Raw genomic sequence first — 20,750 nt, forward strand, 5'->3', positions numbered from 1 at the left:
GCCTCCTCTGTCATCCGACTCGCACCGCGCTCGGCTCCACCGAGAGGTCGCTGCCGCCCTCGACGGTGATGCGCCGGCCGACCCGGACGAGCTGCGGCTCGTCCGAGAACGCTCCCGCGAACAGCGCCTCGCCCTTGCGGAAGCTCGGCGACTGCTCCAGCAGATGCTGGGGCACGAACCCGAACACGTCGCCGATCTCGTCGATGTCGCGGGGCGAGTTCATCCGCATCAGGCCGAGGTTGTCGCACTGCGAGAGCACGTTCGGGTGGACCTTGGTGGGCCGCTGCGTGGAGAGGAACAGCCAGAGCCCGAACTTGCGGCCCTCGGCGGCGATCTGGATGAGCTGCTCGGTGAGCTGGGCCTCCACGCTGTTCCGCGGCACGGGCGGGCAGAAGTTGTGCGCCTCGTCCAGGACGATCAGCAGCGGGTCGCGCTCCATCCGCTTCTCCCAGAGGTGCTCCAGCACGCACAGCGCCGCGGCCTGGGGCTCGGCCTGGTGGGCGAAGCCGCCCACGTCGAGCACGGTGACGCGCGGGCGTTCGTCGATCGCGTCCACGACCGAGGAGCGCCCGAACGACCACAGCGGCCAGTCCAGGATCTCCAGGTTGTCGATCCGCATGCCGAGCCGGCGCTGCGCCGGGTCGTCCGAGGAGGCCAGCGCCTCCAGGAAGTGCTGCTTGTCGAAGTGCCGGCCCGGCGACTTGTCCAGGTGCAGGAGGGCGTTGTACTCCTCCTCGTCGGCGATCGGGTCCAGCCTCCCCACCGCCGCTTGCGAGCGCACGCTGAGGTCGACATAGCGGGCGTGGAGTTGCGGCTCGGTGCGGGTGCTGGAGTGGAAGACCCGGATGTCGAAGGCCGCGAACCGCTCGCGATCCTCGGCCGACGCGTCCTCACGGGTCCGCGACACCCGCACGAAGTCGGCGTTCGGGTCGAGCACCGCCATCGGCAGCTCGGTCTGCAGCAGCAGCTGCTCCAGCACGACCCCGAGCGCGTACGTCTTGCCCGACCCGCTCTGCCCGCACCAGAAGGTGTGCCGGTTGAAGCGCGAGCCGTCGATGACGGCGGGGCGCTCCGGGGCGTCGACGGTGGTGCCTATGGTGAGCGGGATCATCGTGCGGCCTTCCGGTTCGTGGAGCTCCGAGCGGTGAGCGCGGCGTCCAGTGCGATCGCCGCCCGGATGAGTGCGAGGTGGGTGAACGCCTGCGGGAAGTTGCCGAGCTGGAGGCCGGCGGGGTCGATCTCCTCGGCGAACAGGCCGACGTGGTTGCCGTAGGTGAGCATCTTCTCGAACGCGTACTGCGCCTCGTCCAGCCGTCCGGCGTCGGTCAGCGCGCACACGTAGAAGAACGAGCACAGCGAGAAGGTGCCCTCCTCGCCCGGGAGCCCGTCCGGCGATGCCGTCGGGTTGTAGCGGTAGACGAGGCTGTCGGTGACAAGCTCCTCCCCGATCGCGTCGAGGGTGGAGAGCCACATCGGGTCCTGCGGCGAGATCATCCCGACCAGCGGCATCAGCAGGGTGATCGCGTCGACGACGTCGGTTCCCGGATACTGCGTGAACGCTTTCCGCTCCGGGTTCCAGCATGTGGTGAAGACCTGCTCGTAGATCGCGTCACGGGTCGTGATCCAGCGCTCCAGGGGCGCGGGCCGGCTGCGCTCCCGCGCGATGGTGATGGCGCGGTCGAAAGCGACCCAGCACATGATCCGGCCGTAGGTGAAGTCCTTGCGGCCTCCCCTCGTCTCCCAGACCCCCTCGTCGGGCTGGTCCCAGTTGTCGGCCAGCCAGTCGAGGATGCCGACGAGCTTCATCCATCCGGGGTGCCCGATCGGGCGGTGGTCCTGGGCGATGGACAGCGCGTCCAGCGCCTCGCCGTAGATATCGAGCTGGAGCTGGTCGGCCGCGCCGTTGCCGATGTGCACCGGTGTCGAGCCCGCATAGCCCTCGAAGTGGTCGAGGGTGAGCTCCTCCAGGTCGGACGATCCGTCGATGCGGTACATGATCTTCAGCGGCCCGGAGCTCTCGCCCACCTGCTCGGTCACGCGGTCGGCGGTCCAGAGCGAGAAGGTGATCGCCTCCTCCTCGTAGCCGAGGGCGAGCAGCGAGTAGACCGAGAAGGAGGCGTCGCGGATCCACGTGTAGCGGTAGTCCCAGTTGCGCACGCCGCCGAGCTGCTCGGGCAGCGCCGCCGTCGGCGCGGCGACGAGGGCTCCACTCGGCGCGTACTGGAGGAGCTTCAGCACCATCGCCGAGCGCTCGACGGCCTCCCGCCAGCGGCCGGTGTAGGCGCTGCGGCCGATCCAGTCCCGCCAGAAGGCGACCGTCTCGCGGAACAGCCGGTTGCCGCGGGCGCGGCCGATCTCCCGCGGCTCGCCGCGCGGCTCGGTCTCGAACGCGAAGATGCGCAAGTCCCCGGCGCCGAGCGCGAACTCCAGGTCGGCGTCGCCGTCCACCAGCGACTCCTCCGGGACGCCGTGCAGGGCCGCGCTGGTCGTGTCGTCGGCGAACAGCACGCCGTTCGCGGAAGCCGTCGCCGTGTGCGCGCTGCGGCCGTAGTCGAACCGGGGCCGGCACTCCAGCCGGAAGGTCAGTTCGCCGCGCACCACCCGGACGGCCCGGACGATGACCCGCCGGGCCGTTGCGATGTGCGGCTCGTCGGCGACGGGCATGAAGTCGATGACCTCCCCGACGCCCTTCGACGACATGAACCGGGTGATCAGGACAGCCGTCTGCGGGAAGTACATCTGCCGGATCCGCACGTCGTCGGCTAGGGCGTGGATGCGGAAGTATCCGCCCTTCTCCCGGTCGAGCAGCGACGCGAACAGGGTCGGCGAGTCGAAGCGGGGCGCGCAGAACCAGTCGATGGAGCCGCCGGTCGAGACCAGCGCCACGGTCTGCAGGTCGCCGATCAGGCCGTGGTCTGCGATGTCGGGGAACGCCGCCATGCCGGTCTCCTCCCTGCCCCGGTTCCGTGCCTGGACGGCCGCATGCTAGCTCCGCGAGCGAGCGCGGCACCAGACCTGTCAGCGGAGGGGCGGCCCTGTCAGCGGGAGGACGCCGACCTGGGAGGCGCATCCTCGACGTCCTCCGCCCCGCCGTCCTCCTCGTCCCCGCCCTTCGGCTTCCCCAGCACACTCGACGGCAGGTTGCGGGAGAAGAACACCGCGCCGAGCGAGACGATCGCCAGCGCCGCGAACGACAGCCGCAGGGCGTCGAGCTGGGACGCGCTGTAGATGGAGGAGAGCTCGTTCGCCTGATCCTGACTGAGGCCGGCGTTCGTGGCGATCTTCGGCACGTCTGCGACCGGCACCACCGCGACCCCGGCCTGCGTCTCCGCCGCGATCTGCTGCTGCACCGAGTCCGGCAGGGTGCTCGCCGCCACTCCGCCGCTGAACAGCGTGGTGAGCGAGGCGATCATCACCGAGCCGATCAGGGCGGTCCCGAGCGACGATCCCAGGTTCTGGTAGACCCCCTGCACTCCCCGGCCTCGCTGAGCTCGTCTTCGCCGACCGCCGACATGGTGATGTTGCCGAGCTGGGAGGCGAGCAGGCCGAGGGCGGCGCCCGCCAGGAACATCCCCGCGCCGAAGATCCAATTGTCGAGCGTGGAGTCCACCGAGCCGAGCAGCACGAGGCTCGACAGCACCAGCCCGAACTGGCCGATCCGGGCGATGAGCTTCGGCGACAGCCTCCGGGCGAGCGCTGTGCCCAGGATCGAGAACAGCACGAGTGCGACCGACAGCGGGAAGATCCTCAGCCCGGTCGACAGCGCGTCCAGCCCCAGCGAGAGCTGCAGGAAGATCGGCACGACGAAGAACAGGCCGGCGGTCACCGTGTACTGGATGCCGAGGCTGCCGACCCCCGCCCGGAGCTGACGGAGCCGGAGGATGGCGGTGTTCAGCAGCGGCGGCCTCCCGAGCCGGATCAGCCGGCGCTGGCGGAGGAAGAACAGCCAGAGCAGCACCGCGCCGATCCCGACGATGAACGGGACGGGAGACAGCCCGAGGACCGTGATGTCCTGCTGGGTCGGCAGGATCCAGCCCCACGTCTTCGTCTGCAGGAGGCCGTAGACGATGAACACGAGCGCCGCGGCCGACAGGAGCACCGACAGGATGTCGATCCGGATGTGCGCGCGCTCGCCGGTGTCGGACACGACCTTGCGGAACAGCAGCACGACCGCCATGATGACGACCTCGCCCGCGAACACGTACCGCCAGCTCGCGTAGGTGGTGAGGAAGCCGCCGATCAGCGGCCCCACCGCGACGGCCACGCCGGACGCGGCCCCGATCGTGGCGAACGCCGTCACCCGCGCGTGCCCTGAGTAGTTGTTCGCGATGAGCGCCGCGATCGCCGGGATGACCAGCACAGCGCCCAGCCCTTCGACCACCGACCAGCCGAGGAACAGCACGGCGATGTTCGGCGCGAGCGCCGTCGTGCCCGAGCCGATCGCGTACACGATCGAGCCGATGACCAGCGCCCGCCTGCGACCCCAGACGTCGCCGAGCTTGGCGCCCAGCAGCATGAACGCCGCCATCGTCAGCGTGTAGAAGGTGATGCACGCCTGCATGGCCGAGATGGTCGTGTGCAGGTCCTTGACGACGGTCGAGATGGAGACGTTCATGACCGTGCTGTCGAGCGTCATCACGAACTGCGCCGACGCCAGCACCGTGACCGCACCCAACCGATTCGCCATGACAGCCCTCCCGGGAAATCTGCCCGATGGTAGCCCGCGGCCGACGCGGCGCACCAGACGGCAATTCGCACAGAACGCCCGTTGTAAGATTCCAGGACAGATCTATTGGAATATTGATCGAGTGACAATGAGCGTCAAGCATGAAAATCTCTCAACGACAATGGGAAGCGGCCTCGCGAGCCGCTCGAACACGCCGCGATGCCTTGGGCATTGTGTTGCTGGCATCGATTGCATCTGCGACCGCCGGGACCGAACACCTGTGGATCCTCTTCGTTTCTTTCGTGATTCCCGATATCGCCCTCGCCACTGCGTCGGTGGCCAAGAGGGTCGCCCACCGTGTCGTCACCGAGAGCCAGGTGGCGCTCTATCCCTCCGCGCTCATCGTGCTCGGACTGTCGGGGGGCGTGGGAACATTCAGCGGCGTTGTCCTGTCCGCAGGCGCTGGGTGGCTTCTGAGGATAGGTATCCAGAGGCTGGTAGGGAGTGATTTCCTGCCTCGCCGTGAGTGAAGTCGCCGCCGATAGTCGCGCAGTTCGAGGCGGTCGCGCCCACCTCTACCCGCCCGCCACGCACCGAGCTAGCATGAGCGCCACCCCAGGAGGTGCGTCATGACGACGATCGCGACCCCGCTCACCGAAACCGAGCTCTACGACGCCGGCCGTGCGGCCCGAGCGCAGGTGCCGCGGTCCGCGCAGGCGGAGTACACGCCGCCGCCCGGGCGCGACCCCCTCGGCATCCTGCACGAGCAGAACACGTCGCGGCTCCCGAATCTGGTGCAGCTTCGCATGCAGCGGATGAGCACCGACCCGTTCGCCTTCTACCGCGGCACCGCGGCCCTCCAGGCCGCCGACATGCGCGACGCTCCGACCTCCGGCGCCGAGGTCGTGATCTGCGGGGACGCGCACGTGAGCAACTTCGGTATCTACCGGTCGCCGGAGCGCGCGATGGTGTTCGACATCAACGACTTCGATGAGGCGTCCGTCGGACCGTGGGAGTGGGACGTGAAACGGCTCCTGGCCAGCGTTGTCCTGGGCGGACGTTCGCTCGGCATGGGCGGCTCCGACCTGCGCGCCATCGTGCTCTCGGCGGCCGCGATGTACCGCAACTCGTTGCGGAACGCGCTCCAGCAGACGCTGTACAACCGCTACTTCCGGCCCACCAGCCTGGTCGACCGGCAGATCCTCAGCCCGGACAGCGAGCGTATGATCAAGCGCACCCTGAAGGAGTCGGAGAAGCGGACGAGCGAGCGCGTCGCCGCGCGCTCCCTCGAGGAGGGCGGCGACGGCAGCCTCCAGTTCGTCGAGAACCCGCCGGTGCTCACCCGGCTGGAACCGGAGGTCCGGGCGCTCATCGACTCGGTCTTCGCGGCCTACCGCAAGACGGTCCCCACGAACCTCGCGCTGATGCTCTCGCAGTACGCGGTGCTGGACGCCGCGCGTCGCGTGGTCGGGGTCGGCAGTGTCGGGACGCGCTGCTTCATCCTCGCGCTCGGCGACCCGACCGGCGACGTGCTCATCCTGCAGCTCAAGGAGGCAAGCCGCTCCGTCGTCCAACAGTTCGGCGGGGTGGTGCCCGTGCCCGGCTACCTCGACCCGGAGTTGGAGGCGCAGCACGAGGGCTACCGGGTCGTCGGCTGCCAGCGCATCCTGCAGGCGGTGTCCGACCCGTTCCTCGGCTACCTGAACGTGGAGGACTTCAGCTTCTACATGCGCATCTTCCGCAACCGGAACGCGTCGTTCGAGATCGCCGACATGAACCGCGTCCAGTTCGGCGAGTACGCGCAGTCGTGCGCGATCGTCCTCGGCCGAGCCCACGCGCGCTCGCCGAAGGCGCAGTTCGCGGCCGGCTACATGGGGACCGGAGGCACGTTCGTGCGGGCGGTGTCCGAGTGGGCGCACTCCTACGCGAACCAGTCCGAAGCGGACTACGCGACCTTCGTCGACGCGGTCCGCTCCGGCCAGTTCGGGTGACTCAGCTGTCGAGCTCGTGGGCCGTGCGGATGACGCGCTCCGGGTCGTACGCCTGCTTGACCGCGCGCAGCCGCTCCAGCGTCGCGGCGTCGTAGAACCGGGACGGCGGGACCGCGGTCTCCCGGAAGTTGGAGTAGTCGCGTCCGGCTGTCCACGGCTCCAGGGCGGCGCGCAGCCCGGCCACCTGCGCCCGCAGCAGCGGCGCGAGCGCCGGGTCGGGGAGCATCCCGACGGCGTAGAGGAGGAAGCGCCCCGGGAAGTGGTCGACCGCTCCACCGCCCTCCGAGGGTCGGCCGGCCGCACCGCCGAGGTGGCGCAGGTCGACGGCCAGCAACGCCGTCCGGGCCTTCGGACCGGCCGCAGCCAGCAGCGCCTCGATCGCGGCTTCCGGGAGGTCGTCGAGGATCAGCCCGTCCCCGATGGCAGGGACCGGCTGCGGCGGGTCCATGTGCAAGAGCCCGAGCTCGGCGGCCGGGAGGTCGCCGAAGGTGTCGATCGCCGGGCCGAGCGCCCGCAACGGTTCCAGGACGGCCGCAGCCTCCTGTTCGGGCAGGTCGATCGCCCCGTCCACCCCGACGAACGCCTGACCGCGCAGGAAGTCCGGAAGGTCGGGCAGCGGCGGGACGCGCAGCAGCCGCACGCAGGTCGTCGCGGCCTCCGTCAGGTCGCGCGTCCACTCCTCGTAGGCGTTCAGCACCTCGCCGGCGCGGGCGATCGGGTAGAGCAGCATCCCCGCGTACACGGTCGGGACGGGGAAGACGTCGAAGGTGAGGGCCGTCACGATGGCTGCGTTGCCACCGCCGCCGCGCAGCGCCCAGAACAGGGCCGGCTCGGACTCCGCCGTGACGTGCCGCTGGCGGCCGTCCGCCGTGACCACGTCGATACCGGTCACCGCCGAGCAGCCCAGGCCGCGTTCGCGGGCCATCCAGCTGTATCCGCCGCCGAGCAGGTAGCCGGCCACGCCGACGTCCGGCGACGACCCGGCGAGGGCGGCGAGCCCGTGCGGTGCGAGGGCCGAGGTGACCTCGCCCCACAGCACGCCGGCGCCGGCGCGGACGCGCGAGGCCGCGACGTCGACCTCCACCCCGCGCAGCCGGGTGGTGCGCAGCAGCACGGCCCCGGCGAGGTCGCCGAGCGGCGCTGCGAGGTGCCCGGTGCCCTGCGGAACGACGCGCAGGCCGCGGTCGCGGGCGAACCCGACCACGACCGCGATGTCGGAGGCGTCGGCCGGCACCACGACGGCCTCCGGACGCTGGTCCGCGGCGAGGTTCCAGCCCAGCCGTTCGGCGTCCCAGTCGGGATCGGCGGGTGTGACGACGCGGCCGGTCAGCCGGTCGGCGAGGTCTCGGAAACGATCCGAGACGGCGGTCTCGGTGAGAGACATAGCGGTGCTCCTGTTCGGGTTCTGAGTGTTCTGGTGAGGCCGCCGGCGGCCGGGCACGCACGGCGACGGGAGCAAGGATGCTCCCCGGCGCACCCCCGCACCACCCTCGAAGTGACAATTGCTCATCTGAGCACGCAGGCCCCCGTCCTCAGCCGAGGGGCACGGCGGGGGATCAGCGGGGGGCGAGGAAAGCGCGGACCGCGTCCAGGACCGCCGGGGTGTCCAGGTGCAGCCCGTGGCGCGCATCCAGCTCCAGCATCCGCGCGTCCGGAATATCCTCGGCCAGCAGCCGCGCGTGGGCCACCGGGGTGAGCGCGTCCTCACTGCCGTGGATCACCAGGGTCTCCGCGCGGATGCGGCCGAGCGCCTCCCGGGCGTCGTGGTCGCGGCTCGCGGCGAAGTGCCCGCGCAGCGCGGCACGCGAGGCGACCCGATCGAAGAATCCGTCCACTTCCGCCGGGTGCGCCCGCGCCCAGTCCGCGTCGAAGAACAGCGGCAGCATCCGCTCCCGGTCGCCGCTCAGCAGGTCGCCGACGACGGCCGGGTCGCGCCGGTCGCGCGCGCCTCCGGCCCGGTCGCTGGCCGTCGTGCCGATGAGCACCAGCCGGCGGACCCGGGACGGATGCTCGGCCGCGAGCCACTGCGCCACGCGGCCGCCCATCGAGTGCCCGAGCACGTGCGCGGCCGACACGCCCGCCTCGTCGAGCACGGCGAGCGCGTCATCGGCGAACTGCCGCGTGCTGTACCCGGCCGGGTCGCCCGCGCCGCTGTCGCCGATGCCGCGGTGGTCGAACACGATCACGCGGAAGTCGTCGGCGAGGGCGTCCGCGAACGGCCCCCAGCCGTGCATCCCGGTCGCCTGTCCCGCGATGAGCAGCAGCGGGACGCCGCTCCCGCGCTCCTCGAACGCGATCGGCTCACCGTCGTCGGCGGTCGCGAGAGGGGGCACGGCGTGTGAGTCTACCGGCCGCCACCCGCTAGCATCGCGGCATGCATGTGCGACTGCGCCGGGTGTCCGACGCCGACGCCGACGCCGCGTTCGAGATGATGCGCGACCCGGAGGCCGTGCGGATGGCGGCGTTCACCGCCGCCGACCCCGACGACCGCCGACTTCGACGCCCGGTGGCGACACCACCTCAGCGATCCGACGATCACGATTCGCGCCGTGGAGGCCGACGGCGGCTTCGCGGGAACGGCCGCGGCCTTCACCCTCGACGGCGACCGGGAGGTCACCTACTGGATCCGCCGCCCGCTCTGGGGTCACGGCATCGCGACCGCGGCGCTCCTGCTCCTCGTGACGCTCGAGCCGGCCCGTCCGCTGCACGCGCGCGTCGCCGCAGCCAACATCGGCTCGCAGCGGGTGCTGGCGCGCGCCGGGTTCGTGGAGACGGCGCGGGAGACATCGTACGCGGCGGGCGCCGGGAGGCCGGTGGAGGAGTTGGTGCTCGAGCTCCGGTGACCGGAGGGGGTGGTCTCAGTCGCCCTCTGCGCGGCCGCTCCGTGCCCGGCCAGCCCGCGCCCAGCCACCCGTGTCCGGCCACCCCGTGCCCGGCCACCCCGTGCCCGGCCACCCCGTGCCCGGCCTCCCCGTGCCCGGCTACTCCACGTGCCCGGCTACTCCCCGACCTCCACGCGCTCGCCGCGCACCGCCCGCGCACTCCAGCGCCCCTGCTCACGCTCCACCCGGATCGGGTGCTCGAACGCCGCGCTCACCGTCGCGGTCGTGACGGCCTGCGCGATCGGCCCGGCCGCGACGATGCGCCCGTGCGACAGCAGAAGGGCGTGCGACGTCGTCTCCGGCAACTCTTCCAGGTGATGGGTGACCAGCACGCTGGCGAGGTCGGGGACCGCGACGGACAGGCCGTCGATCGTCTCCAGGAGCTGCTCGCGCGCGGCGACGTCGAGCCCGGTGGTCGGCTCGTCGAGCAGCAGGAGGCGCGGCTCGGACACGAGCGCCCGGGCGATCAGCGCACGGCCGCGCTCACCCTGCGACAGGGTGGGCCAGCGGGCGTCGCGCCGGTCGTGGAGGCCGATCGTGCGGATCAGGTCGCGGGCGCGGGCGACCTCCCCGGCGGTCGGCTCCCACCGCATCGGCGGCTCCAGCGTCCCGGTGATCCCGGTGAGGACGACCTCCGTCACGGTGAGCGGCGAGCGCACCGGATGGCGCGGGTTCACGTGGCCGATGTGGCGGCGTAGCTCCTGCAGCTCGACCCGTCCGAGCCGTCGGCCGAGCACGTCGACGGTGCCCGAGGTGGGGAACGCGACGGCACCGCAGAAGCCGAGCACCGTGCTCTTCCCGGCGCCGTTCGGGCCGAGCAGCGCCCAGTGCTCCCCGCGCGCACGGCGAACCCGATGTCCTCCAGGATGTGACGGCCGTCACGGCGGAAGGTCACGTCGCGAAGTTCGAGCACCGTCTCCATCCCTCCATCCTGCCCTGTCCGCCGTGTCGGCCCGCGCCGGCCGGCCACAGGTCACGGTTCGGTCTCGTACGGCACTTCGTCACCGGAAACGTAGGAAGCGCTCAGCCTCGCTTCGTACGCTCCCCCGCTATGGGGACCCAACTGCTCCGAGTCGGACCGTTCGCCCGACGCCGGCTGGAGCGTCTGGCGCGCCGGGATGCGGAGGCTGTGCGATCGCGCAGCGCAGAGGCGACCGCTGGGCGCGGAGTGCCGGACACGACCGAGGGGGCACCGCTCGGAGACGAGCCGACGCCCACGGTCGCCGCCCTCCAGGCCCGCGCGAACGCGTACGCCCACCGCGAGGAGCAGCGCTTCCTCGCCCGCTCCCGACGCGATCTCGCCGAGCAGCACGAGCTGTCCCACGCACTCGCCGCCGACCTCGACGCCTACGACGAGCGGCTGGACGCCCTGCCGCCGGCCGACCGCGGCTCGGCCGGCATCGCGGAGGGCGAGGGGGTCCCTTTCGAGGAGCTCCGCCGGCTGCGCCGCCGGATCGCCGCACGCAACGCCCGGACGGAGGAGCTCGGCGCCCGGATCCACGCCCGCTTCACCGCCGCGCGGCTGCGCGCGACGCGTCACTTCGATCGTTCTGACGAGAAGATCGCCGTCTACTGGGGCGCGTACCTGCGGGCGATGCCGCCGCGACCTGCGCCCGTCCGGGCGCCGGCGTTGCGCCGCGCGGATTCGCTCGCCGGACGGGAGACCTCCGTCGAGCGCTGGCATCCTGCGGGCTCGGTGCAGCCGTTCGCATCAGCCACACCACCATCCACCGAACCGGGGAGCATCGATGCGTCAACGTGACCGGACCACCGAGTACCGGGTCCCTTCCACCGCGGGACTGCGGCGGCGACTGCTCTGGCGACTGCGCCGGATGCGCGGCGCCGTCGACGTCGAGACGCTGGAGGTCTTCGAGCACGAGCTGGCCGCGTTCGAGCGCGTCGGGGTCGCCGACCTGGAACGTCAGCGCACCCGCAATGTCTCGGAGTGCTCCGCCCGCCTGGCCGAGGCGCAGTCCCGGGTCGAGCTGATCCGGCACGCGCTGGAGCGCACCGAGGCCGACATCCGCCGCGCCGAGCAGGACGCCGCCCGCCTCGACGCCAAGCTCGCCGGCGGCGACCCCGAGCTGCACAGTTACGCCTAGGAGGACCGCATGCCGAGAGACATCGTCACCAAGCCCCCGAGGGTCCGCCCCAGCGTCGGGCATCTGTCGCCGGCCGCGCACGTCCTGGTCTACGTGCTGCTGCTGGCCATGCTCGCCGTCGACTACCTCCTGCTCGCGCAGGCTCTGACGCTGCTGCTGCGGAACGACAGCCAGTACGGCTCGATCGGGCTGCAGATGTACGTGATCACGCTCGGGATCTCGCTCGCGGTCGTCTCGTTGCCGCACGTGGCGGCGATCCTGCTGCGACGGGTGCAGGCGCGCGTGATGTCCCGGGGCTGGATCGTGGTTTCGGTCGCTCTGCTGCTGGTCTGGGCGGCGCTGCTGACGGCGATCACGGTCGCGCGGATCAAGGCGGGCATGGACGCGGCGAGCTCGGGGGCCTCACCGGCCTGGTCGGCGGCGGCACGACGACCGCGCCCGGGTTCTCGTGGACTGCACCCGACACGCTGATGGCCTTCCTCATGCTCGGGGTGCTCACCACCTCGGGGACGATCAGCTTCGTCGTCGCCTGGCTGACGACCCGGCCGCTGCTGGCGGCCGCGGAGAAGGCGCACGCGCACGTCGCGAAGCTCCGCACCCACCGCGACCGGCTGCTCGCCGAAGCGGTGAAGGCGGAGGAGGCCGCCCGCCACGCGGCCCAGCTCGACGCGCACGACGCCGTCCGTTACACGGGAGCCCGCGTCACCTTCCACTCGCGGGTGGACGTCATCCGCGCCCGCCTCGCCACCAGCCTCGCCCAGCGCGAGCGGGACCCGGAGAGCACGAGCCAGCTCATCCGTGAGCTCCGCGCCCGCCGCGTGGTCGAGGCCACGGGACCGGCGCCTGCGGCGGGGCAGGAGGCGGCGGCCACGTGGCCGTCGTCGACCACCGGGCTGGAGCGATGATGCGCGCCCGGTCCATCCGCGCGTTCGTCGCCGTCGCCGGAGTGCTCGCCGTGGGCGCAGGTCTCGCCGCGTGCACGTCGGCGACCGCTGCCGGGCAGGCCTGCGACCAGTCGCACAAGCGCAACCTCGGCGTCGTCGCGGGGAGCACCGCGAACGCGCCCGCCGTCGTCGTTCCCGCGAGCGCCACCGCTCAGCTCAAGGCGGCCGGGACCACCAACGGCAGCGTGACGGTGGTCATCCCCTCGGGGACCCCGCAGACGATGGGAACCACGTCCCTGGGTTCCACCGCCCAGGACGCGATCGTCTGCCAGAACGACCAGCGCACGAAGCTCACCCAGATCGGCACGTACCTTGCAGGCCTCAAAGCCGCCTCGCCGGAGGTGGACTTCCTCGGCGCGATCGGCCAGGCCGCCCGTGACCTCGGCGACCATCCGCTCGGCGTGCTCGTGATCGGCAGCGGCATCCAGACCGCAGACCCTCTGAACTTCGCCGGTAGCGGCCTGCTCTATGCCGACCCGGCGCAGGTGGTCTCCGACCTGCGCTCACGGAACCTCCTTCCCACCGACCTCACCGGCGTCACTGTCTACTGGTCCGGCATGGGCGACACGGCTGGAGCACAACAGCCGCTCACGGTCCCTGCGCGCAGCAACCTGACCGCTCTCTGGACCGCCGTGATCAAGGCCGCGGGCGGGACCCTCTCGCTGCTGCCCGAACCCGCGTCCGGCGCGGCCGCGACCGGGCTGCCGGCCGTGACTCCGGTCCCGGTGGCGGCCGTCGCGACGAAAACGGACTGGTCGCACCCCGTGGTCATCCGCAACAGCGACCTCCACTTCGTCAAGGACACCGCGACGTTCTCCGACCCCTCGGCAGCCCAGCAGCTCCTGTCGGCACTCGCGCCGTCGATCGAACAGAGCAGCGGCGTGATCACTGTCACCGGCACCGCGTCCAAGGACCAGGCCACGAGCAACACCGCCGACACCGCGCTGTCGCTGCACCGGGCGAACGCCGTGAAGGCCGCCCTGGTGTCGCTCGGCGTGCCGGAGGCGAAGCTCACGACGGCCGGCGTCGGCTTCCAGTGGTGCGGCTGGCAGAGCGAGACGGACGCATCCGGCTCCTACTCCGACGCCGTCGCCGAACAGAACCGCTCCGTCATCCTCACCTCCCCCGGTGTGTCGCTGTGCGGCTGAGCGGCCGACTCACTGGCTCCCCTCACTAACATCCCCCACGAATATTCCCCACCGCCTTTCCCCGCCGCCTTCCCCCCGCCTTTCCCCACCACCTCCTCCACCGCCTTTCCCCGCCGAGGCTGGCTCAGTCGACGCGGGCTGACACCCGCGCCGCTCCTCGCCGTCCCGACGGCCACGGAGCGAGTCCATCGCGAGGCGCGAACCAGGCACGATCCCGTCAGGTGCTCGGTGTCGGAGCCGCGGTCGCCGTCGTGCCTTTCTTCGCCGCCGCCGCGAGGTGGACGATGCGCGTCGCCGAGACGGAGTCGCCACTGCGAGCACCGATCACGCCGATGCGGTCGCCGACCGCGAACGACGACGCGGTGGCCGGCTTCTTCGCTGTGCCGAACGTGGTCCTGGACCCGACGGTGACCGTGACCGTCGCGCCGGCGGCGGACTGGATCGTCCACGTGCCGCCGGAGATGGCCGTCAGGGTTCCGACTGTGCCGTGAGAGCGCTTCTGCTTCGCGCTGCCGGCGCCGCCCTTCTCGGCGTGCACCGCCGTGTTCATCGCCGCGGGCGCGGCGGAGCCTCCCCCGCGACGGCCGCAGAGACGCCCCAGGCCGTCCCGCCTGCGACCACCACGATCGCGAGCGCTGCCGCAGCGATCGAAAGCGCGACCGCGTGCCGACGCAGGAACGACGTGCGATCCGGTTCACCCGACTTCATCGAATCCGTGACCGCCCGGCCGGCGGTGGTCACGCTCGCAGCGCCTGCCGGAACAGCGCCCGGCATCGCAGCCTGACGCGCGTCCACCGACCCCAACGGCACGGTGTCTCCCACAACGCCGCCGTGCGCCTCCACCCACCAAGGCAGCGGTTCTGTCGGAAGCTCCCGGCCGCTGTCCGGCTCGCTCCCGACTCCCCTCGCAGCGTCGTCAGCATCATTCCCCGTGACGCTTTCGGCGTCGTTCTCGGCGTCATTCGTGTTCATGCCTCAACGCTGACAGGCGTAGATCAGGGCGATGCTCACGGAATGTCAGAGGAAGGTAAAGCCACCCGGAATTCGGTGCCGCCGCCCTCCACTGCGGACACGTTGATCCAGCCGCCCAGCCGGCCGACGAGCGCCCGCGCGATCGACAGGCCGAGGCCCGTTCCGACCGGCCGGGCACCCCGATAGCGGGCATGGAGCGCTCCGCGGTCGAACGCGACAGCGGTGTCCTCCGCGCTCAGCCCGGGCCCGCGGTCACGGACCGCGAGCTCGACCACCCGCTGCGGGGACAGGCCTCCCACGATGACGATCTCCGTGCCGGCCGGCGCAACCCGCAGAGCGTTCTCCACGAGTCCGTCCAGGACCTGTCGCAGCCGCATCTCGTCGGTGTGGACCGGGATCGGGTCGTCCGGCAGCGCTGCGCGCAACGCCACCTCCGCTCCTCCGGCGGCACCCGCCCACGCCCGCACAACAGCGCCGACCGTGTCACGGGCATCGAAATGCGTCTTCGTGATCGTGAACTCGTCGGCCTCCAGCCGGGCGAGCTCCAGGAGATCGTCGAGGAACCTCCGCAGCCGCTCGGATTCCGCGGAGAGCGTCCGCCCGGCCTCCGCCACATCCGCCGGCGGGATGACGCCGTCCGCCAGCGCCTCGGCGTAGCCACGGATCGCCGTGAGCGGTGTGCGGATCTCGTGCGAGACGGAGAGCAGGAACTCTCGCTGGCGGTCCTCGCTGGTCGCGAGCGCGGAGTCGAGCGTGCCCAGCGCCTGAGCGATGTCGTCGATCTCGGCGACCGACTGGGGCTCGATCCGAACGTCGCGCCAACCCCCGGCGAGAGCCCGCGCGACGTCGGCCAGCCGACGGAGCGGACGGGCGAGGAGGCGCGCGAGGAGCACACCCGCCACGGTGGCGGCCGCGAGGCCGATCGCGAGCGCGAGCAGGATGCCGCGCAGCAGATCCGCGTCGCCCGCCGCGATGTCCGCCACCTTGCGCACGCCGACGATCCCGCCGCCGTTCGGACCGGGGATGCCCACGAGCACCGCGTCCTTGCCGTTCAGCGTCGTGTTCGCCGAGACCGCCTTGCCGTCCTGCAGTTTCCGCACCACCTCCTCGCTGATGGAGCCGCGTGCCGATCCGGTGACCGTGCCGTCCGGTGAGATGACGGCGAATCGATCGCCGACCACGCCGACCCGACCTTCAGCCGCACGTCCGGAGGCGACCAGCGCCGTCGCCTGCGCCTTGAGCTGCTGACGCGCCTGGTTCTGCTCCACCGTCTGCACCACCTGGACTGCGACCAACGCCGTCACCAGCACGGCGATGAGGGCCACGGCGAAGGTGACCAGAACGAATCGGGCGCTCAGCGAACCGAGCAGCCGCCTGCGTTTCGCCACGCCGCTCAGCCCTCGTCCGCCACGCTGTAACCGACTCCGCGGACCGTGCGGACGATCCGCGCGGCGTCGCCGAGCTTGAGGCGCAGCTGCGCGATGTGCACGTCGACGGTGCGACTGCTGCTGTAGTTCGCGACTCCCCACACCGACGACAGCAGTTGTTCACGGGTGAACACGCGTCCGGGCTGGCTCATCAGCCGGTCGAGGAGGTCGAACTCGGTAGCCGTCAGCTCCACTCTGCCTGCCGCGGTCTCCACCCGCCGTCGCGCGCCGTCGATGTGCACGCCGCCCACCGTGCGGGTGGGGGCCGCGATCGGCCCCGCCGCACGCCGCACCATCCCCTTGACGCGCGCCACGAGCTCGCGCGGCGAGAAGGGCTTGGTGAGATAGTCGTCGGCGCCCAACTCGAGGCCCACCACGCGATCGACCTCGTCGTCGCGCGCGGTCACGAAGATGACGGGGGTCCAGTCGTCGCGCGCTCGCAGGGCGCGGCAGACCTCGATGCCGTCGAGGCCCGGGATCCCCACGTCGAGCACGATGGCCGCCGGCCGCAGCCGCTCGACCGCGGCCAGGGCCTCCCGCCCGTTGGACTCGACGTGCACCCCGAACCCCGCGCCGGACAGGTACAGCCGTTCCAGCTCGACGATGGAGGCCTCGTCCTCCACGACGAGCACCAGCCCTCTGTCCTCACTCACCTGACCATCTTCCCTGGTCGCGCGACTCCACACGGCTGTTTCTCCGCGCCCTTACCGTTTCCTTACATTCCTCTCTCACAGCCTGAACACTCCGCGCGTTGACTCTGTCCATGTCCACTTCCACCCGCCTCCGCAGCCCGATCGCGCTGCTGATCGCGTTCGTCGCAGCGCTCGTGCTCGCAGCCGGCACCGCGGCGGCGACGGCTGCGGCTGTCGCGTCCTCGGCCCCGCCTCCCCGCGTCGACACGACCGGCTTCCCCTCCGGCGGCTCCAATCCGGGCATCTTCACCGACACGTGCACGCGGTCCACGACCGCGCCGAACGATCCGATCATGATGCCGGGCATGATGGGGAGGTCGATGCAGCACGACTTCTACGGCAACCCCGCGGTGAACGCCTCTTCCACCGCGGCGACGCTCCGAGCCGGCTCGACGACGTGTTCGACGTCTGCCGACGCGTCGGCGTACTGGACGCCCGTCGTCTACCAGAACGGCACAGCACTCGTGCCGCAGCGCACGCTGCTCTACTGGCGCACCCCGGCCGGCATCGCGTCATCCACGCGCACCATGCCGGAGGGCATCAGCCTGATCGCCGGCGACGAGACGGCGACGACCCCGCAGAGCACCTCGATCATCGACTGGACCTGCACCACGACGGCCTCGAACCCTCGACCGGGGAGGGGGTCGCTGCCGCACGACTGCCCGTCCGGCTCGCAGCTCCGGCTCGTCATCACCTTCCCGAACTGCTGGGACGGCCACACGATGGACGGCCGCGATCGCTCCGGCGCGGTCTATGCCACGAGCACAGGGTGCCCGGCATCGCATCCCGTGCACATCCCGCAGATCGTGCTGCACGTCACATATCCCAGCTCGAGCGGTGCAGGGATCACTCTCTCGACCGGGCCGCAGACGCAGGGGGCGCCGGTCACCGGTCACGCCGACTTCGTGAGCGGCTGGCAGCAGAGCAGGATGGACGCCGACGTGGCCGCCTGCGACACGGCGCAGGTGCGATGTGGTCCGGTGAAGGGTACGGACGCGACACCGCAGGGCGGGAAGGTCACGGTGCGAAAGGGGTAGGCCAGTCGGGACTCGTAACGAGGAAGGGGGTCAGGAGGTGTGAGGCGGCCCAGAATTCGTTCGCTCGACTCCCTGTACATTTCCATACGAACGCAACACAATGACATAACATGAGCCACCCTCATGTAATCCGGACTCCCGATCAGCGATTACGCATCTTCGTCTCGTCCACTCTGCAGGAGCTTGCGGCGGAGCGCCGTGCCGCCCGGACGGCCATCGAGCGGCTGCACCTCGCTCCCGTCATGTTCGAGCTCGGCGCGCGGCCGCATCCGCCTCGGGAGCTCTATCGTTCGTACCTCCAGCAGTCCGACGTCTTCCTCGGGCTGTACTGGGAACGCTACGGCTGGGTGGCGCCCGACGAGCAGGTCTCGGGGCTCGAAGACGAGTACAACCTCTGCCCCGACGACGTGCCGCGGTTGCTGTACGTGAAGGCGTCCGACCACCGCGATGAGCGGCTCAGCGGTTTGCTCAACCGGATCCGCGACGACGATCGGGCCGCCTACAAGTACTTCGAGACCTCCAAGGAGTTGGCCCGGCTGATCGAGGCGGATCTCGCCATCCTCCTCGCCGAGCGGTTCGATCAGAGCAGGCCCCTGACCTTCGACGAGCAGGAGTCGTCGCGCGCGGCCATCGTGCGGTCGGGGCCGGATCCGGCCGTGGCGGATCCCGTTCGCTTGCCGGTCCCGCTCACGGGGCTGGTCGGGCGTCAACGCGACATCGCCGCCATCCGCGGGATGCTCGCCGCCGGGACCCGGTTCGTGACGCTGGTCGGTCCGGGCGGGATCGGGAAGAGCCGGCTGGCGATCGCAGCAGCCCGCTCGTCGGCGCCGGACTTCGAGGACGGCTCCGTGTTCGTCGATCTGTCCGCCGTCCACGACCCAGAACGCGTGCCCAGCCGCATCGCGCAGTCCCTGGGCGTCCGCGACACCGGAGACGCGCCCATCACCGAGAACCTGGCGACCGCGCTGCGCGAGCGCAGTCTCCTGCTCGTGCTCGACAACTTCGAGCAGGTGGTGGAGGCCGCTCCCGTCCTCACCACCCTGCTCGCGGAGGCGCCCGAGCTCGCGATCCTGGTCACCAGCCGTGTGCTGCTGCGGATCAGCAGCGAGCAGAGCTACGACGTCGAGCCGCTCGCCGACGAGCAGGCGGTCGACCTCTTCGTCCAGCGCGCCCACGCCGTGAAGCCGGACTTCGAGATCACGGCCGACAACGAGGAGGACGTCGAGCGGGTCTGCGAGGCACTCGACGGGGTGCCTCTCGCGATCGAGCTGGCAGCGGCACGCGTGCGGGTGCTCTCCCCTCCGAACTGCTGGACCGGCTCGACCGGCGACTGTCCGTGCTGGTCGGTGGCCCGCGGGACCTCCCGGCCCGGCAGCAGACCATCCGGCGGACGATCGAGTGGAGCACGCAGCTCCTCGACAGCGATCAGCGGAAACTGCTCGCCCGGCTGGGGGTCTTCGAGGGCGGCTTCACCCTGGAGGCCGCGGAGTTCGTGGGGGCGGCGAGCGCGGAATGGCGCGGCGGAGGCAACGGCGTCGTCCCCGACAACCACCCCAGCACCGACCCCGGCAGTCCCGCGAGCGGCCGCGCCGGCCCCGGCACGAGCGACCGCACCAGCGCCGAGACAAGCGGCTTCGGCGACTCCGGTTCCGGCTCCGCCGCCGACGTCCTCGAGAACCTCGCCGCGCTCGTCGACAGCAGCCTGGTGGGGCAGCACGACAGCGACGACCGGCCGCGGTTCTCCATGCAGGCGATCGTCCGCGAGTACGCACGGGAGCAGCTCGCACGGAACGGCGAACAGCCGGCGACCCGCGACGCCCACGCGCGCTACTTCCTCGCGCTCGGCGACGACGCCGAGGACGACCTCCGTGGAGCCGGGCAGCGTCGGTGGATGCGGCGGCTCGGCGACGAGCGCGACAACCTGAGGGCGGCCGAGCGGTTCCTGCTCGACGGCCACGACTGGGATCGCGCCGCGCGCCTCGCCTTCAGCCTCTACCTGTACTGGTGGGTCACCGGCCTCCTCGGCGAGGTGCGCACCTGGATGGAGGAGGCGCTGGCGTCCGGCGACGAACTCGAACCGCACACCCGCGCCGTCGCGCTCTACTTCAGCCGCACCATCATGTTCTGGAAGGACCCGGACGGCAGCGTCGCCGCCGACCTCGCCGAGAGTATCGAGCTCTTCCGGCGGACCGGCGACCCGAACGGCGAGGGTATCGCCTCCATCTCGCTCGCCCTCGCCCTGCTCGCCGGCGACACGCCCGACACGGTGCGCGCCCGGAGGGTGATGGAGGCCGCGCTCGCCCTCTACCGGTCGACCGGCAGCGTGTGGGGCGAGTCGATGGCGCTGGTGCTCCTCGGACGCGTCGCGCTGCGGGAGGGCGACCCGGCGGAGGCGCAAGACCACTTCACCACGAGCCTCGCGCTCACGAACCGGTCCGGCGACCGCGTGGGCCAGCGGATCGCGTCGTACCACCTCGGCTGGACCGAGCTCATGCTCGGCGACGTGGCGGCGGCCCGGTCGGACTTCGCGCTGAGCGTCACGATCTCCGCGGCGGTGGGGCACCCGGAGGGCATCGCGTACGGCCTGGAGGGCATGGTCGCGGTCGCGGCGCTTTCGCACGACGACGAGCGGGCGGGCGAACTGGCCGGCGCGGCGCAGGCCCTTCGCGAGCGGAGCGGACTCCTCAACGGCCCGACGTTCACGTTCCACCAGCGCTACCTGGACGACCTGCTCTCCGGGCCGCATGGCGACGAGGTCGCCGCCGCCATCGCGGCCGGCCGCGAGCTCACTGTGGAGCAGGCGGTCTCGGAGGCGCTGGCGCAGGGACGCGGCGAGTTCGCGGAGGAGGATCGAGAGGACGGAGCGATCGAGCACTGACGTCGGGCGGC

The 20,750-nt window shown here is 71.4% G+C and carries 21 protein-coding genes and 1 pseudogene; 11 read left to right on the forward strand and 11 right to left on the reverse strand.

The genetic code is table 11. The features are described 5' to 3' along the window. Positions 1-10: 10 nt before the first annotated feature. The 4 genes from ACRAWC_RS05005 to ACRAWC_RS05020 all read right to left on the reverse strand — a co-directional run bounded on the left by ACRAWC_RS05005 (position 11) and on the right by ACRAWC_RS05020 (position 4,687). The gene (locus ACRAWC_RS05005; RefSeq protein ID WP_431346765.1) at positions 11-1,111 is read right to left on the reverse strand and encodes an ATP-binding protein; all 1,101 of its coding nucleotides are present in this window, start codon (positions 1,109-1,111) and stop codon (positions 11-13) included. After that, entirely contained in the window at positions 1,108-2,940 is a 1,833-nt protein-coding gene (locus tag ACRAWC_RS05010) for a glycoside hydrolase family 15 protein (protein ID WP_431346766.1), read from the reverse strand. Before ACRAWC_RS05010 ends, ACRAWC_RS05005 begins: the two co-directional genes overlap by 4 nt. 98 nt (positions 2,941-3,038) lie before the next feature. After that, positions 3,039-3,473 carry a hypothetical protein gene (locus tag ACRAWC_RS05015; protein ID WP_431346767.1) on the reverse strand — a complete coding sequence of 145 codons (435 nt, stop codon included), beginning with the start codon at positions 3,471-3,473 and terminating at the stop codon, positions 3,039-3,041. Continuing rightward, a complete protein-coding gene (locus ACRAWC_RS05020) occupies positions 3,425-4,687 on the reverse strand; it encodes an MFS transporter (RefSeq protein ID WP_431346768.1) in 1,263 nt (420 codons plus the stop codon). Before ACRAWC_RS05020 ends, ACRAWC_RS05015 begins: the two co-directional genes overlap by 49 nt. 140 nt (positions 4,688-4,827) lie before the next feature. On the opposite strand from ACRAWC_RS05020, the gene ACRAWC_RS05025 reads away from it, so the two are divergent. Beyond that, positions 4,828-5,196: a hypothetical protein gene (locus ACRAWC_RS05025; protein ID WP_431346769.1), complete on the forward strand. Its 369-nt coding sequence runs from the start codon at positions 4,828-4,830 to the stop codon at positions 5,194-5,196. A 99-nt stretch (positions 5,197-5,295) separates the two neighbouring features. Beyond that, positions 5,296-6,657: a DUF2252 domain-containing protein gene (locus ACRAWC_RS05030; RefSeq protein ID WP_431346770.1), complete on the forward strand. Its 1,362-nt coding sequence runs from the start codon at positions 5,296-5,298 to the stop codon at positions 6,655-6,657. A gap of 1 nt (position 6,658) precedes the next feature. Here the strand turns inward: ACRAWC_RS05030 and ACRAWC_RS05035 are convergent, their stop codons facing one another. Beyond that, complete coding sequence (locus tag ACRAWC_RS05035) at positions 6,659-8,041, reverse strand: FAD-binding oxidoreductase (RefSeq protein ID WP_431346771.1); 1,383 nt, start codon at positions 8,039-8,041, stop codon at positions 6,659-6,661. A gap of 172 nt (positions 8,042-8,213) precedes the next feature. Beyond that, the gene (locus ACRAWC_RS05040; RefSeq protein ID WP_431346772.1) at positions 8,214-8,990 is read right to left on the reverse strand and encodes an alpha/beta fold hydrolase; all 777 of its coding nucleotides are present in this window, start codon (positions 8,988-8,990) and stop codon (positions 8,214-8,216) included. A gap of 198 nt (positions 8,991-9,188) precedes the next feature. Between ACRAWC_RS05040 and ACRAWC_RS05045 the strand changes: the two are divergent. Next, positions 9,189-9,500, forward strand: a pseudogene (locus ACRAWC_RS05045) (GNAT family N-acetyltransferase); the annotation flags it as partial. Positions 9,501-9,655: 155 nt separating this feature from the next. Here ACRAWC_RS05045 and ACRAWC_RS05050 read toward each other — a convergent pair. Then, positions 9,656-10,327, reverse strand: coding sequence for an ABC transporter ATP-binding protein (locus ACRAWC_RS05050; protein ID WP_431346773.1), 672 nt, complete (start codon positions 10,325-10,327; stop codon positions 9,656-9,658). Between the two features lie 263 nt (positions 10,328-10,590). Here ACRAWC_RS05050 and ACRAWC_RS05055 point away from each other — a divergent pair, with 263 nt between their 5' ends. From ACRAWC_RS05055 to ACRAWC_RS05075, 5 genes are read left to right on the forward strand one after another with little or no spacing between them, the layout of a single operon-like run. Continuing rightward, on the forward strand, positions 10,591-11,301 hold the full coding sequence (locus tag ACRAWC_RS05055; protein ID WP_431346774.1) for a hypothetical protein: 711 nt from the start codon (positions 10,591-10,593) through the stop codon (positions 11,299-11,301). Then, positions 11,288-11,641, forward strand: coding sequence for a hypothetical protein (locus ACRAWC_RS05060; RefSeq protein ID WP_431346775.1), 354 nt, complete (start codon positions 11,288-11,290; stop codon positions 11,639-11,641). The genes ACRAWC_RS05055 and ACRAWC_RS05060 overlap by 14 nt, the downstream gene beginning before the upstream one ends. Positions 11,642-11,650: 9 nt before the next feature. Beyond that, positions 11,651-12,112: a hypothetical protein gene (locus ACRAWC_RS05065; RefSeq protein WP_431346776.1), complete on the forward strand. Its 462-nt coding sequence runs from the start codon at positions 11,651-11,653 to the stop codon at positions 12,110-12,112. Beyond that, entirely contained in the window at positions 12,112-12,546 is a 435-nt protein-coding gene (locus tag ACRAWC_RS05070; RefSeq protein ID WP_431346777.1) for a hypothetical protein, read from the forward strand. The genes ACRAWC_RS05065 and ACRAWC_RS05070 overlap by 1 nt, the downstream gene beginning before the upstream one ends. Further along, positions 12,513-13,733, forward strand: a complete 1,221-nt coding sequence (locus ACRAWC_RS05075) for an OmpA family protein (RefSeq protein WP_431346778.1) — start codon at positions 12,513-12,515, stop codon at positions 13,731-13,733. The genes ACRAWC_RS05070 and ACRAWC_RS05075 overlap by 34 nt, the downstream gene beginning before the upstream one ends. Before the next feature lie 217 nt (positions 13,734-13,950). On the opposite strand, the gene ACRAWC_RS05080 is transcribed toward ACRAWC_RS05075, so the two are convergent. From ACRAWC_RS05080 to ACRAWC_RS05095, 4 genes are read right to left on the reverse strand one after another with little or no spacing between them, the layout of a single operon-like run. Beyond that, the gene (locus ACRAWC_RS05080) at positions 13,951-14,283 is read right to left on the reverse strand and encodes a DUF5666 domain-containing protein (protein WP_431346779.1); all 333 of its coding nucleotides are present in this window, start codon (positions 14,281-14,283) and stop codon (positions 13,951-13,953) included. Further along, entirely contained in the window at positions 14,280-14,705 is a 426-nt protein-coding gene (locus ACRAWC_RS05085) for a hypothetical protein (protein ID WP_431346780.1), read from the reverse strand. The genes ACRAWC_RS05080 and ACRAWC_RS05085 overlap by 4 nt, the downstream gene beginning before the upstream one ends. A 35-nt stretch (positions 14,706-14,740) precedes the next feature. Continuing rightward, positions 14,741-16,093 (reverse strand): sensor histidine kinase, encoded by a 1,353-nt coding sequence (locus tag ACRAWC_RS05090; protein ID WP_431346781.1) that lies wholly within the window; start codon positions 16,091-16,093, stop codon positions 14,741-14,743. Positions 16,094-16,098: 5 nt separating this feature from the next. Then, positions 16,099-16,785, reverse strand: coding sequence for a response regulator transcription factor (locus tag ACRAWC_RS05095; protein WP_431346782.1), 687 nt, complete (start codon positions 16,783-16,785; stop codon positions 16,099-16,101). A 110-nt stretch (positions 16,786-16,895) separates the two neighbouring features. Between ACRAWC_RS05095 and ACRAWC_RS05100 the strand changes: the two genes are divergently transcribed. The 3 genes from ACRAWC_RS05100 (at position 16,896) to ACRAWC_RS05110 (ending at position 20,739) form a co-directional block, all read left to right on the forward strand. After that, positions 16,896-17,861, forward strand: a complete 966-nt coding sequence (locus ACRAWC_RS05100) for a DUF1996 domain-containing protein (protein ID WP_431346783.1) — start codon at positions 16,896-16,898, stop codon at positions 17,859-17,861. Between the two features lie 110 nt (positions 17,862-17,971). Further along, positions 17,972-19,786, forward strand: coding sequence for a DUF4062 domain-containing protein (locus ACRAWC_RS05105; protein ID WP_431346784.1), 1,815 nt, complete (start codon positions 17,972-17,974; stop codon positions 19,784-19,786). After that, complete coding sequence (locus ACRAWC_RS05110; RefSeq protein WP_431346785.1) at positions 19,753-20,739, forward strand: tetratricopeptide repeat protein; 987 nt, start codon at positions 19,753-19,755, stop codon at positions 20,737-20,739. Before ACRAWC_RS05105 ends, ACRAWC_RS05110 begins: the two co-directional genes overlap by 34 nt. The last annotated feature ends 11 nt before the right edge of the window (positions 20,740-20,750 follow it).

The organism is Leifsonia sp. L25, assembly GCF_050632895.1.